This is a genomic window from Neobacillus sp. C211 (assembly GCF_051842875.1).
Lineage (GTDB): Bacteria > Bacillota > Bacilli > Bacillales > Cytobacillaceae > Neobacillus.
Genome location: NZ_JBPXRO010000012.1, coordinates 141,877 through 157,862, shown reverse-complemented (window position 1 = coordinate 157,862; position 15,986 = coordinate 141,877). Strand labels below are relative to the sequence as shown.

The 15,986-nt window shown below is 37.0% G+C and carries 18 protein-coding genes and 1 riboswitch; of the genes, 10 read left to right on the top strand and 8 right to left on the bottom strand.

Annotated elements, in window-relative coordinates; translation table 11 throughout:
- Positions 1 to 84 precede the first annotated feature (84 nt).
- On the bottom strand, positions 85 to 357 hold the full coding sequence (locus ACSU6B_RS13610) for a hypothetical protein (RefSeq protein ID WP_410885929.1): 273 nt from the start codon (positions 355 to 357) through the stop codon (positions 85 to 87).
- Between the two features lie 268 nt (positions 358 to 625).
- On the opposite strand from ACSU6B_RS13610, the gene ACSU6B_RS13605 reads away from it, so the two are divergent.
- Positions 626 to 1,339: a class I SAM-dependent methyltransferase gene (locus tag ACSU6B_RS13605; protein ID WP_410885927.1), complete on the top strand. Its 714-nt coding sequence runs from the start codon at positions 626 to 628 to the stop codon at positions 1,337 to 1,339.
- A 131-nt stretch (positions 1,340 to 1,470) separates the two neighbouring features.
- Entirely contained in the window at positions 1,471 to 1,722 is a 252-nt protein-coding gene (locus tag ACSU6B_RS13600; RefSeq protein ID WP_215007513.1) for a sigma-G-dependent sporulation-specific acid-soluble spore protein CsgA, read from the top strand.
- 288 nt (positions 1,723 to 2,010) lie between these two features.
- Here ACSU6B_RS13600 and ACSU6B_RS13595 read toward each other — a convergent pair whose 3' ends face one another.
- The gene (locus tag ACSU6B_RS13595) at positions 2,011 to 2,880 is read right to left on the bottom strand and encodes a YitT family protein (protein WP_374103904.1); all 870 of its coding nucleotides are present in this window, start codon (positions 2,878 to 2,880) and stop codon (positions 2,011 to 2,013) included.
- Positions 2,881 to 3,343: 463 nt separating this feature from the next.
- Here ACSU6B_RS13595 and ACSU6B_RS13590 point away from each other — a divergent pair, with 463 nt between their 5' ends.
- The 4 genes from ACSU6B_RS13590 to ACSU6B_RS13575 all read left to right on the top strand — a co-directional run bounded on the left by ACSU6B_RS13590 (position 3,344) and on the right by ACSU6B_RS13575 (position 6,092).
- Positions 3,344 to 4,597: an erythromycin esterase family protein gene (locus ACSU6B_RS13590; protein ID WP_410885925.1), complete on the top strand. Its 1,254-nt coding sequence runs from the start codon at positions 3,344 to 3,346 to the stop codon at positions 4,595 to 4,597.
- 129 nt (positions 4,598 to 4,726) lie between these two features.
- On the top strand, positions 4,727 to 4,930 hold the full coding sequence (locus tag ACSU6B_RS13585; protein ID WP_088088548.1) for a DUF1657 domain-containing protein: 204 nt from the start codon (positions 4,727 to 4,729) through the stop codon (positions 4,928 to 4,930).
- 74 nt (positions 4,931 to 5,004) lie between these two features.
- A complete protein-coding gene (locus tag ACSU6B_RS13580) occupies positions 5,005 to 5,211 on the top strand; it encodes a DUF1657 domain-containing protein (RefSeq protein ID WP_088088549.1) in 207 nt (68 codons plus the stop codon).
- Positions 5,212 to 5,231: 20 nt separating this feature from the next.
- On the top strand, positions 5,232 to 6,092 hold the full coding sequence (locus ACSU6B_RS13575; RefSeq protein WP_215007497.1) for a DUF421 domain-containing protein: 861 nt from the start codon (positions 5,232 to 5,234) through the stop codon (positions 6,090 to 6,092).
- A gap of 52 nt (positions 6,093 to 6,144) precedes the next feature.
- On the opposite strand, the gene ACSU6B_RS13570 is transcribed toward ACSU6B_RS13575, so the two are convergent.
- The gene (locus tag ACSU6B_RS13570) at positions 6,145 to 7,137 is read right to left on the bottom strand and encodes a DMT family transporter (RefSeq protein ID WP_410885922.1); all 993 of its coding nucleotides are present in this window, start codon (positions 7,135 to 7,137) and stop codon (positions 6,145 to 6,147) included.
- A gap of 992 nt (positions 7,138 to 8,129) precedes the next feature.
- Between ACSU6B_RS13570 and ACSU6B_RS13565 the strand changes: the two genes are divergently transcribed.
- The gene (locus ACSU6B_RS13565; RefSeq protein WP_335382190.1) at positions 8,130 to 8,744 is read left to right on the top strand and encodes a PH domain-containing protein; all 615 of its coding nucleotides are present in this window, start codon (positions 8,130 to 8,132) and stop codon (positions 8,742 to 8,744) included.
- A 43-nt stretch (positions 8,745 to 8,787) separates the two neighbouring features.
- Here the strand turns inward: ACSU6B_RS13565 and ACSU6B_RS13560 are convergent, their stop codons facing one another.
- Positions 8,788 to 9,420 carry a nitroreductase family protein gene (locus ACSU6B_RS13560; RefSeq protein ID WP_410885920.1) on the bottom strand — a complete coding sequence of 211 codons (633 nt, stop codon included), beginning with the start codon at positions 9,418 to 9,420 and terminating at the stop codon, positions 8,788 to 8,790.
- 134 nt (positions 9,421 to 9,554) lie between these two features.
- Between ACSU6B_RS13560 and ACSU6B_RS13555 the strand changes: the two genes are divergently transcribed.
- Entirely contained in the window at positions 9,555 to 9,914 is a 360-nt protein-coding gene (locus tag ACSU6B_RS13555) for a winged helix-turn-helix transcriptional regulator (RefSeq protein WP_410885918.1), read from the top strand.
- A gap of 65 nt (positions 9,915 to 9,979) precedes the next feature.
- Here ACSU6B_RS13555 and ACSU6B_RS13550 read toward each other — a convergent pair whose 3' ends face one another.
- A complete protein-coding gene (locus tag ACSU6B_RS13550; protein ID WP_410885916.1) occupies positions 9,980 to 10,792 on the bottom strand; it encodes a YitT family protein in 813 nt (270 codons plus the stop codon).
- Between the two features lie 231 nt (positions 10,793 to 11,023).
- Positions 11,024 to 11,214, top strand: a riboswitch (Lysine riboswitch).
- 104 nt (positions 11,215 to 11,318) lie between these two features.
- On the opposite strand from ACSU6B_RS13550, the gene ACSU6B_RS13545 reads away from it, so the two are divergent.
- Complete coding sequence (locus ACSU6B_RS13545; RefSeq protein WP_410885914.1) at positions 11,319 to 12,800, top strand: amino acid permease; 1,482 nt, start codon at positions 11,319 to 11,321, stop codon at positions 12,798 to 12,800.
- Between the two features lie 89 nt (positions 12,801 to 12,889).
- On the opposite strand, the gene ACSU6B_RS13540 is transcribed toward ACSU6B_RS13545, so the two are convergent.
- The gene (locus ACSU6B_RS13540; RefSeq protein WP_088088554.1) at positions 12,890 to 13,114 is read right to left on the bottom strand and encodes a helix-turn-helix domain-containing protein; all 225 of its coding nucleotides are present in this window, start codon (positions 13,112 to 13,114) and stop codon (positions 12,890 to 12,892) included.
- Between the two features lie 124 nt (positions 13,115 to 13,238).
- Here ACSU6B_RS13540 and ACSU6B_RS13535 point away from each other — a divergent pair, with 124 nt between their 5' ends.
- Positions 13,239 to 13,412 carry a hypothetical protein gene (locus tag ACSU6B_RS13535; protein WP_168244701.1) on the top strand — a complete coding sequence of 58 codons (174 nt, stop codon included), beginning with the start codon at positions 13,239 to 13,241 and terminating at the stop codon, positions 13,410 to 13,412.
- A gap of 57 nt (positions 13,413 to 13,469) precedes the next feature.
- Here the strand turns inward: ACSU6B_RS13535 and asnS are convergent, their stop codons facing one another.
- Both asnS and ACSU6B_RS13525 read right to left on the bottom strand, forming a co-directional pair.
- Positions 13,470 to 14,861 carry an asparagine--tRNA ligase gene (gene asnS, locus ACSU6B_RS13530; RefSeq protein ID WP_410885911.1) on the bottom strand — a complete coding sequence of 464 codons (1,392 nt, stop codon included), beginning with the start codon at positions 14,859 to 14,861 and terminating at the stop codon, positions 13,470 to 13,472.
- A gap of 175 nt (positions 14,862 to 15,036) precedes the next feature.
- Positions 15,037 to 15,918: an alpha/beta hydrolase gene (locus tag ACSU6B_RS13525; RefSeq protein WP_410885909.1), complete on the bottom strand. Its 882-nt coding sequence runs from the start codon at positions 15,916 to 15,918 to the stop codon at positions 15,037 to 15,039.
- Between the last annotated feature and the right edge of the window lie 68 nt (positions 15,919 to 15,986).

The window sequence follows — 15,986 nt, the reverse complement described above, 5'->3', positions numbered from 1 at the left end:
AGTGAATGGTTAAAGTTATTGTAGAAAATAAGAGGCTGTCGAAAATTTCTCGACAGCCTGAAAGTCCGCAATGCGGACTTTTTTTTAACGTTTATTATCTTTATTTAATGCACTCATTAATAGTTCTTCCGAAAATTCTGTTATCGCTTGATTATCCATTAAATTAAGATTTGTTTTTGGCGTAAAGTTCTTTACCATATTCTGAAAAGGAAGTGCAAGGTCCTTACGTTTTCCCTTTGTCACTCCAAAAACAGCAGCACTTATACCAATGCCTAATAGAGATGCCCACATAGCTCCTCTACTTTTTCGTTTTCTTCCAAACATATTGAAAAACGGCTGAACTTTTACTTTATTCATCCAAAGCACTCCTTCATATTAAAATGGAAAGGAATCTACCCCTTCCATTTCATTAATTTGCGCGTAATCGCTTAAAATATTAGAAGGAAACTGAACATAATTTGTTATTTGCTGGTAAGTTTTTGAGTGATAAATGTTTAAATGGTCAATTATTTGTTTACATAATATTTCTATTGTTAATTGTTATTCCGGATCACTATTTAGAAAGAACCTCTCTCCACTAGTTATCATAAAATGCTAAAAGATCATTGAGGTGGTGTCTTTATTTATGGGAGGTTTAACCTATATTGACTTTTTGGCCAAATTTGGCGTGGGTGGGGCCCATCCAGGTGGTATCCCATTAACAAAAAACATACTGTCTGGTGAAAACATTACAAACAAATCCAGCATTTTAGATGCAGGCTGCGGCACTGGACAAACCGCGGCATATTTATATCAGCAATATAAGGCAATGGTAGTAGGACTTGAAATCAATCCAATCATGATAGATAAAGCAAGAATGCGCTTTCAATCATTAACTTTACCCATTCAGTTAATCCCAGGATCTGTTGAGAAAATTCCCTTTAAAGACAATAGCTTTGACTTTATTTTATCTGAATCCGTATTAGCTTTTGTTAATAAACCGACCGCACTAAGAGAATTTTATCGAGTCTTAAAAAAAGGTGGACGTTTTATTGCAAACGAAATGACGATAAACACAAAGCTGAGTCAGGATGAAGAAGCTGAAATCATGAAATTTTATGCTTTAGATTCATTATTAATGGAGGATGATTGGAGAAAGTTATTAGAGAAAACAGGCTTCCAAGATATTGTCCTAAAAATCGAAAACACTGCTATCAGTCATGGGAACAATACAGCAGAGTTCAATTTTTCCAAAAATTTTGAACCTGAACTTTTCCAAATATTAAATGAACATGGAAATATTGTCTTAAAATACCAGGATATATTAAGCTATCGAATTATCACTTGTTCGAAATCTTAATTGTTTATTACAAGCCTCTCTCTTAAGTGTGTTTATCAGAGGCTTTTTTCTGGCCAGCTATTTCCTAACTTTCGCATGTATATTAAAGGAATCTCGTTAAAAAATATGTGGTGAAAGGATAGGTGAAAACCTTGGATAAAACTTTGGGCTACTTAAGAGAAACTTTGTCAAATTACACTGATGACCATTCCGAAGGCAGACATATTTACCGCAAACTATCGGAAGGTCGCTATGCCTCCGAAGGATCCTTTGTTCGAGATTTGAACCAAAAAGAAATTGCATTTTTAAATAGAATGCTGCCGAAAGAAATTAACTATGCAAAAGAAGAGCAAGATGAAAAAAGGGCTCACGAGCTAAATGAAGTGTTTGAGCTTTTATTCTGAGATTTACTTTATAAAAAAGATGGCAGGAAAAGGGAAATATCCTGCCATCTTTTTTGGAAATAATTCATTTTTCGCAAAATTATTTCCGAGGTAAGCGCAAGGTACGACAAAAGCACCATTCATCAACTCGGGAATTTCAGCATTATCTGACATGAAAATACAAGAAACACACTAAACTAATCGTGATTTTACCGCATTTTAGCCCCATAACGACAAATTGCCAATTTACGTCTAATTTCTACTATAAAGTCAAAGTTCCGCAAAAAAGAAGCCAATGTTTCCCAGCTTCTAATGGATGTCTTTTTTCTTAAATCTGCCACCACGTACCTCAGCGATATCCGCAACAGCTAGAAAGGCACTGTCATCATTTTCAGTAACAATTTCCTTCAATTTTGCTTCTTCAAGACGATTGATAACGCAAAAGATGACTTTTTTATCATCACCTGAATATGCGCCCTCACCATTGATATATGTGACACCTCGACCAAGACGATTCATGATAGCATCACCAATTTGCTTAGCATTGTCACTAATGATCCAAACAGATTTAGATTCATCAAGGCCAGTAATGGTAATATCAATCGTTTTGTAAGCAACAAAATAGGCAATAAGTGAATACATTGCACGGTCCCACGTAAACACAAAACCGGCACACCCGAGGATAAAAAGATTAAAGAACATAATAATTTCTCCGACGGAAAAAGGAAGCTTTTTATTAAAAAGAATCGCTAAAATTTCGGTACCGTCCAATGACCCTCCATAGCGAATCACTATGCCTACGCCTATACCTAGCACAATTCCTCCAAAAACTGTCGCAAGGAGAATATCCTGTGTAAAAGCTGGGACTGGATGGAGTAGAGTAGTTCCAATAGAAAGGATGAGAATCCCATAAAGTGTTGATAATGCGAAGGTTTTTCCTATTTGTTTATAACCAATAAAGAAAAAAGGTATATTAAGAATAAAGAGGAATATCCCTAATTTCCAACCTGTAACATACGAAAGCATAATAGAAATCCCAGTGATTCCACCGTCAATTACATTGTTGGGAACGAGGAAAATTTCTAAGCCCACTGCCATCAGGGCGGCACCAAGAGTGATTAATAAAATGCGTTGCAGGATCTTTCTCTTTGTTAATCTCCGGTGCTGAATTTTCGCCATAATCTCTTCCTGTTGTTGAATTAAATTTAATTCTTGTATTCCTGACATTATCTGGCCCCTTTCAAAAATAATTTCCTACCCTTATTATAACGAATAATCAGTACTATTTATAATAAAATGCTTCTTTATTTCTATACTCCTCGAATGAAAAAAGAAGCTACCTCAACTAGTGAAGTAACTCCTTAATTTTATTAACACCTTAGGGGACCCAACCATGACATCAGCTGATAGATAATTAAAATGAAATTCCCTTTTAGCAATCTTATCAATCTAAATGGAAACCTTTACCTATCCCCGATGTGTGTTTGTTCCGTAGAAGTAATTAATTCAAAATTATAACACATAATTTTTTGAATTTACTGACTAATTGTGTCAAAAATGTGAATTATTGGGTATTTAGGTTAATGAGATATAGGGGATATTATAGAAAACAGAGTCCTTATGGAAAGGAATGCTCTAACCTATGATTAAAGCCATTAATACCTACGCAAAACCTTTTGAAACAATTGATGATCTTGACCCATTAATAGCCGCTATTGGTGATAAAAGATTTGTCCTACTGGGTGAATCCTCTCATGGCACTTCAGAGTTTTATACACTTCGTGCAGAGTTAACAAAAAGACTAATCAAGGAAAAAGGGTTTTCATTGATTGCAGTTGAAGGTGATTGGCCTTCCTGCCAAAGCATCAATCGTTACATTAAAGGATTTAATCAATCATCACAAGACATTAGAGATGTGCTCGAGGATTTTAATAGATGGCCAACCTGGATGTGGGCAAACCAAGAAATCATTGGGCTCATTGAATGGTTAAAAGAGTATAATCACCATAACAAAAGAGCCCAAAAAGTTGGTTTTTATGGCTTGGATGTGTATAGTCTTTGGGAAAGTATGGATGAAATTATTCATTATTTAGAAAGGACCAATTCTCCCAGCCTTAAGGAGGCAAAAAAAGCATTTTCTTGCTTTGAGCCCTTTAATCGCAATCATGAATCCTATGCTGTTTCAGCCGGATACCTCTCTGAGAATTGTACAAAGGAAGCACTTGAACTTCTAGCATCCATCCGGAAAAACAAATGGAAATTCGATGACGACCAGGAAAACAGCTTGAATATGGAGGTAAATGCCATTGTTACTGCAAATGCAGAGGAATATTATCGGACAATGGTCACTAGTGATTCTAAGTCATGGAATGTTCGAGACAGGCATATGGTCGAAGCACTCAACTCAGTACGAAGATTTTATGGTGATGATGCAAAGGTAATCATATGGGAGCATAATACACATGTAGGTGATGCTCGAGCAACTGATATGAAGGATGAAGGAATGGTGAATGTCGGACAACTAATTAGAGAAGAAAACGGGGCCGAAAATGTTTTTATTGTAGGGTTTGGTACGTATAGCGGTACGGTAATTGCCTCCACCGAATGGGGAGTTGACTTTCAAAAAACGGAGGTACCTCCCGCCCAACCCGGAAGCTGGGAATCACTTATGCATAAGACAGGGGCTGTAAATAAATATTTGATATTTAATGAACAGAACCGTCATGAATTTACAACAACGATTGGGCATAGAGCAATTGGTGTGGTTTACCGGCCGGAATACGAACAATATGGTAATTACGTCCCATCGAAAATGGGGCTGCGATATGATGGATTTATTTTTATTGATAAAACAAATGCGTTGCACCCGCTAGTTCTAGAAAATATTCTTGTCTAATGGGATTTTCCAGATAATGTTTCAGGGAAATTTAGAATTAAGCAAAAAAACATTAAATACATATCCACCCGAATAATCCACATACTATTTTTGTAATTTCATTTTATATCAGGAAAGAAGGATTATGTAATGACAGTAGGAACTCAGGTAAAACAAGCATTAGCTGGACTAAAAAGTGCACAGGCAAGTTTTGAAGGATTCGCATTAGCAACTGATAACCAAAATGCAAAGCAGCTTTATCAACAAGCAGCCCAACAAACTCAATCGGTTCTAGATAGCTTAGAACCACGTCTTCAAGAAATTTTGAACGAAGAACCACAATACAATCAATAAAAGCAGTTTTAGGTTGGCGATTCTGCCAACCCCTTTTTCATTTTTTAATTTTCTTATGAAAGGAAGTTAAATTTGTGACAATCGCTTCTAATGTCAAGCAATGTCTCTCTACCATTAAGGGGATCGAAGCACAATTGTCTTCCTTCGCCTTAAATTCACTCGATAAAGACGCTCAAGCTATTTTTCATGAAGCTACACTAACGATTGAAGAGGTAAAGAAGGATCTACAATACCGTGTTTTGGAACTTGAACGACATGAACCCCAATATATGGGTTCATAAAATTTTGAGGAGAGAAACTAATGCCAGATTGGATTTTTATCATAACTCGTTCATTAATTTTTTTGGGACTTTTATTTATTACAACAAAAGTACTTGGAAAGAAACAAATCTCTGAGCTCTCTTTCTTTGAATATGTTGCAGGAATTACCATTGGAAGTATTGCCGGTGAAGTAGTTACTGGACTAGAAGCAAATGTATGGCATGGAATGTTAGCCGTCCTCATTTTCTTCTTGGTAACTTTCCTCGTTGACTTTGTCTCTCTAAAGAGTAAAGCTTTTCGTGATTTTGCTGAAGGTAAAGGAACCGTGGTCATTAAAGATGGGAAGGTCCTAGAAAATAATCTAAAAAAAGAAAAATATTCGATTGACGAACTTTCTGCGTTACTTCGACAAAAGGATATTTTTAGGATTGCAGACGTAGAATTTGCTGTGTTGGAACCGCGTGGAAATTTAAGCACACTTTTAAAAACAGAAAACCGTCCTTTGACACCTAAAGATTTACAAATGAAAATGGCGAAAGAAAAAGAACCACAAACAGTCATTATGGACGGGAATATCATCGATGAATCATTAAGATGTTCCGGAAAAGGCAGAGGCTGGCTTTATACAGAGTTAGAAAAACTAGATGTGACTCTTGATAATGTCTTCATAGGACAAGTCGATTCCTATGGAGAGCTAACGGTCGATCTATATGATGATAAAATTCAAGTGCCAGCACCCGCTCAACGTCCATTACTCCTGGCTACACTAAAAAAAGTTCAGGCTGATTTAGAGATCTTTTCTCTTGAGACAGATTGTGATAAATCAAAAGCAATGTACAAGAGAAATTCAGTAAAGGTACAAGAAACAATTGACAAGCTTAGTCCCTATTTAAACGGTTAAAAAAGGTCATGAACTACGAAAAAAAATCCTTATCAATCTAAATTGATAAGGATCAAACATTTCTAGGCACAGTTTTTTTATGACTTTCACTGCGATGATTTTTCGGGTTACTTTTATGTGAAAAAAAGCTGTGCAATATCATTCCGACCATAACCAATACCATACCAAACCAGGATAATTCAGTCGGGAAAACAGTATTCAAAATTAACAATTCTCCTATTACTGCAAATAAGACCTCTATTGATTGCGTGGCCTCCACAGCAGCAAGCTTTTGCATATTTCCTCTAACAAGATCCGTTGCTTTAAAAAATAGAATGGTTGCAATTACTCCTGAGGTTACCGCAACAAGGCCAGATTGGACTATTTGTCCTTTACTTGGTGGACCAACAGTAAATAAACCATAAACAGATAAAACAACCCACAATGGCAGACTCGCTATTGTCATCCCTAATACCCGTTGAAAGACATCAATACGCCCTCCGCAAATATCCATCATTTTTCTGTTTCCAAGCGGATAGGCAAATGAAGCGATTAGTACCGGAAGGACGCCTAAGGCTATGGCAGCAATCGATATGTGATTTGCCTGTTCCAATTGCATCAGAATAATTCCTAGGAGGATGATTAATGACATCCCTAAACCTTTAAAAGGAATTCTCCCCTTTTTCTGGATTGGTCCTTTTTCAGTCATAACCATTTCGTAAAAAAGTGGGGCCAGCAAGGAACCTGAGATGATTGTGACCTGCCATGTGGCTGCAATGAGCCAGCCTGGGGCATAGGCAGCCGAAAAACAAATCGGACCGTAAAATAAGCCAAATCCAACCGTGCTCCATATAAACCAACCGCCAGGTCGTTTTTTCATTTCCACAAGTAATGGTTTAAGATTTTTTCTTCCCATCACAATTGTGAAAAGAAATGGAACCATAAAGAAATACCTTAATGATGCACTCCAAATCCAACTACCCCCAGCCTGGTCCATTGATCGGTTAAGGATAAATGTAAATGCAAAAAAGAAAGCCGCAAGGATGCCTAAAATTAAGGGCCGCATGGTTCCTCTATCCCTTCTGTATCTATATTTAATATGTACATAGTGTATTTTCCATGAAAGGAGGGAAATCATCAAGTAGTTTCCCTCTCAGGCTATCGAGAAACTTTCGACAGCCTCTTATTTTCTACAATAACTTTAACCATTCACCGCGTTAATTTATTATAATATTATTAATATATAGGCTTTGCAACATGTTTGTTGATTTGCGCTCCAGGCACTTCGCTTTCCGCGGGCGTGCCGGGGAGCCTCCTCGGCGCTGAAGCGGCCTGCGGGGTCTCCCCTGCCCCGTACTCCCGCAGGAGTCTGCGTGCCTTCCGCGCAAATCAACAGAGCTGTAAAAATCAATAATACACTGCTCTTAACACAACCAAACAATAAAAAATTAAGTGGTGAAATCTATTTTTAAACCAAGGTATCTACCCAAAGTGAATATGAATTTGTTTCTATTGATGAATTGGTTCCTGACAATCACCTTCTTCGTTTTATCGATAAATATATTGATCTTTCATTCCTTTTTGAAAAGGTACGTCCTTATTATAGTGATGATAATATTGCCGGTTACGGGGATTGAAGAAAGCAAGCGAACAGGCTCGCCTTACGGCAGCCTGCCAAAATATGAAAAAGATTCCAACACAATTAGCAAGGCTAGAAAAAGTGTATTGCAATTCTTTAGGTTGATTACCTCCCTGTTGATTTCCGCGGAAAGCGAAGTGCCTAGAGCGGAAATCAACAGGCCCATTAGCAGGTACAATGAATAATTAAATGCTGAGAATAAAAAATTGCCGAGAAAAATACCCTTTCTCGACAATCTGAGAGGGAAACCATCAAGTAGTTTCCCTATTTTTATTACTTGTTTTGTTAATATGTTTTTAGAAATCAGGTGCATACTACCATTTTTTAAAGCATAAAGTTTTTGGGGTAAGGATGAAACTTTATTGTCCCCCATTCGTAAAAATGGATGGAATGATTTTATAAAAGTGAGGTTGATACCAATGTTTGGAAAAGTAGCAGCGGATATTTTGGGATTAAGTGATGTGGGTTCTGTCATTAAGCCGGAAAATTACGATAAGGTGGACGCAGATGATTATGTCATGCATGAAGACAATGAGAAAATTTATTTTCTCATCAAATCAAAGTCTGATGAATACTGTTTTACAAACAACGCCCTTATCCATTTAGATGGGACAAGTGCAACCAGCAAAAAGCGAATGCTCCATCGCTATAGTTATGCAACGAATAGAATTTCAGACGTAAAACTCGAAACGGCCGGAACCGTTGACCTTGATGTAGAAATAAAATTTAAAATCGGCTCAGTTCCTTTCTCCATCGACGTTCATAAGAAACATATTGAAGAAGTTAAGGATTTATATAAAGCCTTAATCAAAATTTCAGAAATCTCACATGAAAATGAAATTTCGCTTCAGTTTGCTAAACAAAGCCTTGATGTCGCTTCCACTACTCTCGGTCGTGTGACAAGTGCAGACAGCAACTTGGTTGTTCAATTCAAAATGCTTAATCAAGCAGCCTTTCAGTGGTTAGAAGATAGCAAAAAACAATATATTGTAAAAGATTTCGGCTATGTGTTTGAAAAGTATATTAATAACTAATAAACTAAGTAGGCGCATGAAAAATTATCATGCGCCTACTTTTTTATCTATAATCTATTAATACATCCTCCAATGGTAAACGTGTTGTATTGAAAGCAGGTGCTGCCGCCTTCCCTAGGGAAATCAACACAATTGGGAAAAGACGATCGGAGACATTAAACATTTTTGCGAATTTATCCTTATCAAAGCCACCCATTGGAACGGTGTCATACCCTCTGTCTTTTGCAATTAACATCACCTGCATCGACACTAAACCAGCATCAAATGAGGCAATATTTTTCAAGACTTCTTCTGGAGCAAATGGGTATGTTTTATTTGTACCTTCTATTAATCGATTCATATTAGCTTCGTCCATCAAACCAGCCTCGTATGCACTTCGATAGACTGTTTCCACACTTTTATACATTTCCTTATCGCCTAATACTGCAATAACGGCAGACGCTGTTTCTACTTGCTCTTGATTGTTGGCAATTGCTCTTAGTTCCTTTTTCGCCTCCTGATCTTGAATTACAATAAAACGCCATGGTTGAAGATTACTAGAGGATGGTGCTTGTGTCGCTTCTTTTAGCATATCTTTAATTTCTTCTTGAGAAATATTGTATGTTGAATCATATTTTCTGACAGAGTGACGTTCTTTTATCACTTCAGATAAACTTTTTTTTAATGTGGTTTGCATGAGAGATTTCCCCCTGTGAATTTTTAACTTACTAAAAGTAAGTTCTGATTCATCTTACTATTAGTAAGTACATATCGTCAAGTAATTCAAATATGTTATTATACAGTTAGAATAGTAAAAAAGAGGGATTTTATATGAGTGAACTTAACCACCAAGATTGTATGACTCATTCTGCAGAGGAAATTAAACATATATGTACTAACTTTCATAAGGCAATCGAATTTATTGGCAAACGTTGGATGGGTTCTGTTATTTATACGCTTATGGAAGGACCGAAGCGGTACCATGAAATAATATCATCTATTCCAGGAATATCTGATCGTCTCTTAACCGAACGCTTACGTGATTTAGAAAATGAGGGATTGATTGTCAAAAACGTCATTACTACCTCACCAAAAAAAGTGGAATATGAATTGACTCCAACTGGTAAAGAACTAGATGAGGTTATTCATGTGCTAATGAAATGGGTAAAAAAACGTGGGAAATCCCTGTGATGCTCGATAACTATCTTACACAAAAAAGGCTTGCTCTATTGTATAGAAGCAAACCTTTTTTGTTTTTATGGACTTGGCCGATGAAACAGCCCCATGACTTCAATTGTTTCGGTAATATTGACAAATGCTGATGGATCAACTTCTGAAATTAAGTTTTTAACTTCATTAAGTTCGTACCTAGAAATTACCGTTATCATTACGTTTCTTTGATGATTTGAGTAGCCGCCAACACCATCCATAATCGTCAGTCCTCGGTACAAGTTTGTAAGCAAATGACCTCTCATTTCTTCGCCCTTATCTGTAATGATCATTAAAGTTAATTTAGCATGATCTGTATAAATTGCATCCACCACTTTACCTGTAACAAAAATGGAAACCAAGGTATAAAGAGCAGAATCCCAATCAAATAAAAATCCACTGATCAAGATGACGACTGCATTCATGCCTGAAAGTAAAACACCAATCGGAAAATCCCTTTTTCTCGCCACAATCATGCCAATAATATCAAATCCACCGGTCGATCCAGAACAGCGAAAAACTATTCCTACACCTAACCCGGTTAAAGCACCTCCGAAAATAGAAGAGAGAATCCTATCATCGGCAATGGCATGAACGGGAATTAAATAAAGGCCGATTGAGATCATTATTACAGAAAAGATGGAATTCACGATAAATCTTTTACCTAACATTTTATAACCAATAATCAATAACGGAAAATTCAGCAGGAAATTTGCCACCCCTGTATTAACAGGCGAGATCATCCCTAAAATCATAGAAATTCCGCTCAATCCACTGCTTAACACTTCATGAGGGATTAAGAAAAGGTTAAAGGCAACCACAACAATTAGCGATCCCGAAATCATTCCAACAATCTGCATGGTAAAAATCCTCCTATGAAAAACAGGCAATTAATTCTAATTAAAAATAATACCTATTCTCTCTTTTAAAGTAAATTAAATAATTTATTAAAAAGAAACTCAATTATCTGTCTATTCTAATTGATTGAATAAAGACTTCTTATTTCTGGAATAATATATTATTGACAATTCTAAAATAATATTTATACTTTAGTAATATATTAACTATATATGATAAATCCTCATCAAAACCGATGAGGTAGAGGTCGCGGTTTTTATCAGTAAAGCGGACGAGATGAGAGAGACATCTCTGACTCCGTTTGAAAGGAAAAGCTGCCGAAGTGTGCTTTCATCTCTGAAAAAGCATGCTGGGGCTGTCTCCAAATAGGAACAGAACTGTCACGCTTAAACCTACCAGCTAAGCGTGTTGAGCTATCTTTCGGAAGGTATGATGCGGGGTATTTACAATGCCATCGATACTTCTTCGATGGCATTTTTTTATTCCAAACTCCTTCTCGAAAAAATTAGAAAAAGAGGAGTCAAGACAATGCAAACAGCAAGAGTATTAAAAGAGAGTGAATATACTAGTGACTTAACAATACAACAGGATCCAACTGAATTAAAACGAAGTTTAAAATCCCGTCACCTCACAATGATTTCCCTTGGCGGGACGATTGGCACTGGACTTTTTCTAGCTAGCGGCGCCGCTATCCATAGTGCGGGACCCGGCGGGGCAATTCTTTCCTACCTTGTAATTGGTATTATGGTTTACTTTTTGATGCAGGGCTTAGCAGAAATGGGTGCATATATGCCAGTTGCCGGAAGCTTTAGTACGTATGCAACCAAATTTGTCGATCCTTCCCTTGGTTTTGCTCTAGGCTGGAACTATTGGTATAACTGGGCGATTACGATTGCTGCCGAATTAGCTGCTGTAACTATGATTATGAAATTCTGGTTTCCACATACGCCTTCATTCATTTGGAGCGGCATCTTTTTAGTCATCATGTTTCTATTAAACTATCTTTCTGTTAAAGGATTCGGAGAAGCAGAATATTGGTTTTCCTTAATTAAAGTGGTTACAGTTATTATTTTTGTCGTTACTGGTACTTTAATGATCTTCGGCATCATGGGTAATGAAGCAATCGGCTTCAAAAACTTCACTGTTGGTGATGCTCCATTCCACGGCGGCTTTATGTCCATGCTGGGAATCTTTATGGCTGCAGGCTTCTCCTTCCAAGGAACAGAGCTTTTAGGTGTTGCTGCTGGTGAAACGGAGGATCCAAAGAAAGCTATTCCTCGTGCAGTGAAACAAGTTTTCTGGCGTATTTTATTATTCTATGTATTGGCTATACTAGTAATCGGACTGCTTATTCCATATACAAACGGGAATTTAGCAAATGGGGATATAACCGTTAGTCCATTTACGCTGGTTTTTCAAAAGGCAGGCATCGCTTTCGCCGCTTCAATCATGAATGCTGTTATTCTTACTGCTGTATTATCGGCAGGAAATTCAGGAATGTATGCATCCACTCGGATGCTTTGGGATTTGGCCCGTCAAGGCAAAGCACCGAAATTCCTTGGTAAATTAAACAAAAAAGGTGTTCCAGTCAATGCCTTAATTGCAACAACCTTAGTGGGAACACTCGCATTTCTTGCTTCCTTCTTTGGGGATGGAACGGTTTATGTATGGTTGTTAAACGCTTCTGGTATGTCCGGCTTTATCGCATGGCTCGGGATTGCAGTATGTCATTATCGATTCCGTAAAGCATTTGTCGCCCAAGGTAAGGACCTTAGCTTGTTACCATATAAATCAAAATTCTTCCCTTTTGGTCCGCTCTTCGCGTTTGCCGTTTGTGGGTTTGTTGTCTTAGGACAAAATTATTCAGCATTCACGGGTGACCAAATCGATTGGAATGGTGTTTTTGTTTCATATATCGGACTGCCATTATTCCTTATTGTATGGCTAGGATATAAATTCACAAAGAAAACTAAGGTTATACCTTTAGAAAAGTGTGATTTAAGAAATTAGTTTGTTTAGAAAAAAGCACGCGAAAATTTCCGCGTGCTTTTTTAATCCAATAAAAAAACAGACTCAATTGAAGAGCCTGTTTTTAAGTATTACGCTTTCTTTTCCTCAGATGACCAAATGTATAAGTCTTCAATAGAGCAATTTAATTCTCTTGAAATTGTCATCGCAGTATTTAGGTTCATCACTTTTTTGGACAAGTAGTCGTTGAGCTGAGTTTGAGGAATACTTGTATTCCGTTCCAAACTTTCCAGGTCCATGCCGTTTTTTGATAATAAATCTTTGAGGTTACTTTTTTTCGCTTTATAATTTGTCAAAATGACACCTCACTTTTTTAAAAGCATAACACATTAAGTTCGTAATTGAAAGGAAGAAGGGTTTCCCCCTTTCCATCTTGGCTTATGTTATACTTAATTAGGAATAGGTAAAGGAGTGTGAAACATGAAAAGCTCAAACAATCTGTACAAAAACGGACAGTCAGTTAACATTAAAGAAACTGGCGAGGTCGTCACAATTTTAAAATCACAATATGTTAAAAACATGAAAAGATATTCTTATATCGTTAAGGAACATCCAGAAACATTCTTTTTTGAAGAGGAATTAAAGGTTCTTTAATAAATAAAAAGGAGAAGGCCGATTCTGTGAATCAGCTTTCTCCTTTTTAAATTTGTTTTAAAACTCAGCATTTCCAGTTGTTCTCGGAAATGGAATGACATCTCTAATATTAGTCATTCCAGTTAAGTACATAATTAAACGCTCAAAACCAATACCATAACCAGAATGTTTCGTACCACCATATTTTCTTAATTCAAGGTACCACCAATAATCTTCTTCATTCATACCAAGCTCATTAATTTTCCCAGCCAAAATTTCTTCGCGTTCTTCACGCTGGCTGCCGCCAATCAATTCACCAATTCCTGGGACAAGTAAATCAGTTGCCGCTACTGTTTGGTTGTCTTCATTTAATCTCATATAGAAGGCTTTAATTTCTTTTGGATAGTCTGTTACAAATACTGGGCGTTTGAATACTGTTTCACTTAAATAACGTTCATGCTCCGTTTGCAGGTCAAGCCCCCACTCTACCGGATAGGCAAAAGTTTCTCCGGACTCCCTTAATATATCAATGGCTTCGGTATATGTCACACGGCCAAAGTCTGCTGTGTAGGCATTATTTAGACGATCCAATAACCCCTTTTCGATAAAGCTGTTAAAGAAATTCATTTCTTCAGGGGCTTGTTCAAGGACATAGCCTATCACAAATTTCACCATTTCTTCAGCCAAGTCCATGATATCTGGAAGCTCAGCAAAGGCAAGTTCCGGTTCTACCATCCAAAATTCCGCTGCATGTCGTGCAGTGTTAGAGTTCTCTGCTCTAAACGTTGGGCCGAAGGTATAGACATTACGGAAAGCCAAGGCAAACGCCTCAGCCGAAAGCTGTCCGCTAACAGTCAAATTAGTTTCCTTGTTAAAGAAATCCTTGGTTAAATCTGTTTTGCCTTCTTCATTTTTTGGAGGATTGTCCATATCTAGTGTTGTCACTCGGAACATTTCTCCTGCACCTTCTGTATCACTGCCGGTAATAATTGGTGAGTGAACATAGACAAAACCTTTATCTTGGAAGAACTTATGCAATGCATAGGAAGCAAGTGATCTCACACGAAAAACAGCTGAAAACGTATTGGTTCTTGGTCTTAAATGGGAAATAGTTCTCAAATATTCAAACGAATGCTTTTTCTTTTGTAAGGGATAATCTACATTTGACGAACCTTCAATCACGATATTAGTTGCTTTAATTTCAAAGGGCTGCTTCGCTTGAGGAGTATAAATAAAGTCTCCTTCAATCCTAATAGATGAACTAATTGGTAACTTTGCAATATCCTTAAAGTTCTCTAATTGCTCATCAAATACAATCTGCACCCCTTTAAAAAAGCTGCCATCATTTAATTCAATGAACCCAAAAGTTTTAGAGTCGCGAATCGTGCGAATCCATCCAGATAACTGGACTTTTTGTTCAATATAGCTTTCCGTATTTCTGTACAAATCCTTGATTAAGGCCTGTTTCATTGGTTTTCCTCCTAAATCTTATGTAAAAAAGTAAAAAACCTTCCATCCCTTTTGGGACGAAAGGTAAAATTCCACCGTACGATCATCGTATTTCTTTTATCCCTTCAACATTATATAAAATACCATATCAAATAAGCAATTTTCAACAAAATTTCCGGTATGAAAGAGATTTATTTTAGTTTTTTGTAGATTCTTTTGAAAACGTGTTATTTTGAGCACAAATATGGTCAGAGAGCCATTCTTGACGGTCAAGTAAGGCTGCTTTGCAATTGGTAAATAGATGATCGGTATCATACCAGATGATTTTTTTGGGAGAGCTTGCAGCAGAATAAAAAGTGGCAGCATGGCCACGTTCGATAAATTCGTCATTTTTGGCAAATTGGAAGAGTATTGATGCCGGCGCAGCATTTTTTACATAGTGGATGGCATCTAATTTTCTAAGACTTGAAATAAAATATTCAAATCTTTCAGGCGGTAAAAAGCTGCGAATGATGGCTGCGATTGGATGTTCACTAGTCAGTTGCCACTCTGAAGCCTCCCCATACCCTGATATTAAGACAAACGTTTTAATGAGCGAATCAATTCCTGAAATTATCCCGCCACAAGCCGCTCCAAAACCGTGGCCAACAAAAGCAATCCGGGCTTCATCCACAATCGTAAGATTACTAAGTAGTGTGACTCCCATCCTAATATCCATTACAGTATGAATGTATTCTTGAATATCCGCTAAGGCTTCAATTTTTTTTGTGAATTTTTTCCTATCAAGATCATCCGTTTGACTATTCCTACCGAAAAACGGTGCTTCAATTAGGAGGGAAATATAACCTTTTGTTGCAAGCAATTTTGCTTCATGATAAAAAGTTTTTCTATTTCCTTGACTAGGGTGCATATAAATGACAGCAGGAAATGGTCCTCCCTTGTTAGGAATAAAAAGAAGGGCAGGCATCCTTCTATTGAAAAGGCTTTCATAATTAACATCATAAATAGAATAACCTTCTTTTGAAATAGATGAAATCACCTCAAATCCTGCTCGTGTTTCTACATCGTAATCAAACATTCTTTACCGCCCCCGCGAAGATTCTTTTTTACTAACTTATTTGAATTTTCAGATTAATAGAACGAATA

Excerpts from the sequence above, each read along its gene's own strand:
- ACSU6B_RS13595 (WP_374103904.1), bottom strand. The coding sequence starts at position 2,880 with ATGGCGAAAATTCAGCACCGGAGATTAACAAAGAGAAAGATCCTGCAA.
- ACSU6B_RS13590 (WP_410885925.1), top strand. The coding sequence starts at position 3,344 with ATGATTAAAGCCATTAATACCTACGCAAAACCTTTTGAAACAATTGAT.
- ACSU6B_RS13605 (WP_410885927.1), top strand. The coding sequence starts at position 626 with ATGGGAGGTTTAACCTATATTGACTTTTTGGCCAAATTTGGCGTGGGT.
- ACSU6B_RS13575 (WP_215007497.1), top strand. The coding sequence starts at position 5,232 with ATGCCAGATTGGATTTTTATCATAACTCGTTCATTAATTTTTTTGGGA.
- ACSU6B_RS13560 (WP_410885920.1), bottom strand. The coding sequence starts at position 9,420 with ATGCAAACCACATTAAAAAAAAGTTTATCTGAAGTGATAAAAGAACGT.
- ACSU6B_RS13585 (WP_088088548.1), top strand. The coding sequence starts at position 4,727 with ATGACAGTAGGAACTCAGGTAAAACAAGCATTAGCTGGACTAAAAAGT.
- ACSU6B_RS13570 (WP_410885922.1), bottom strand. The coding sequence starts at position 7,137 with ATGCGGCCCTTAATTTTAGGCATCCTTGCGGCTTTCTTTTTTGCATTT.
- ACSU6B_RS13610 (WP_410885929.1), bottom strand. The coding sequence starts at position 357 with ATGAATAAAGTAAAAGTTCAGCCGTTTTTCAATATGTTTGGAAGAAAA.
- ACSU6B_RS13525 (WP_410885909.1), bottom strand. The coding sequence starts at position 15,918 with ATGTTTGATTACGATGTAGAAACACGAGCAGGATTTGAGGTGATTTCA.
- asnS (WP_410885911.1), bottom strand. The coding sequence starts at position 14,861 with ATGAAACAGGCCTTAATCAAGGATTTGTACAGAAATACGGAAAGCTAT.
- ACSU6B_RS13545 (WP_410885914.1), top strand. The coding sequence starts at position 11,319 with ATGCAAACAGCAAGAGTATTAAAAGAGAGTGAATATACTAGTGACTTA.
- ACSU6B_RS13555 (WP_410885918.1), top strand. The coding sequence starts at position 9,555 with ATGAGTGAACTTAACCACCAAGATTGTATGACTCATTCTGCAGAGGAA.
- ACSU6B_RS13550 (WP_410885916.1), bottom strand. The coding sequence starts at position 10,792 with ATGCAGATTGTTGGAATGATTTCGGGATCGCTAATTGTTGTGGTTGCC.
- ACSU6B_RS13535 (WP_168244701.1), top strand. The coding sequence starts at position 13,239 with ATGAAAAGCTCAAACAATCTGTACAAAAACGGACAGTCAGTTAACATT.
- ACSU6B_RS13565 (WP_335382190.1), top strand. The coding sequence starts at position 8,130 with ATGTTTGGAAAAGTAGCAGCGGATATTTTGGGATTAAGTGATGTGGGT.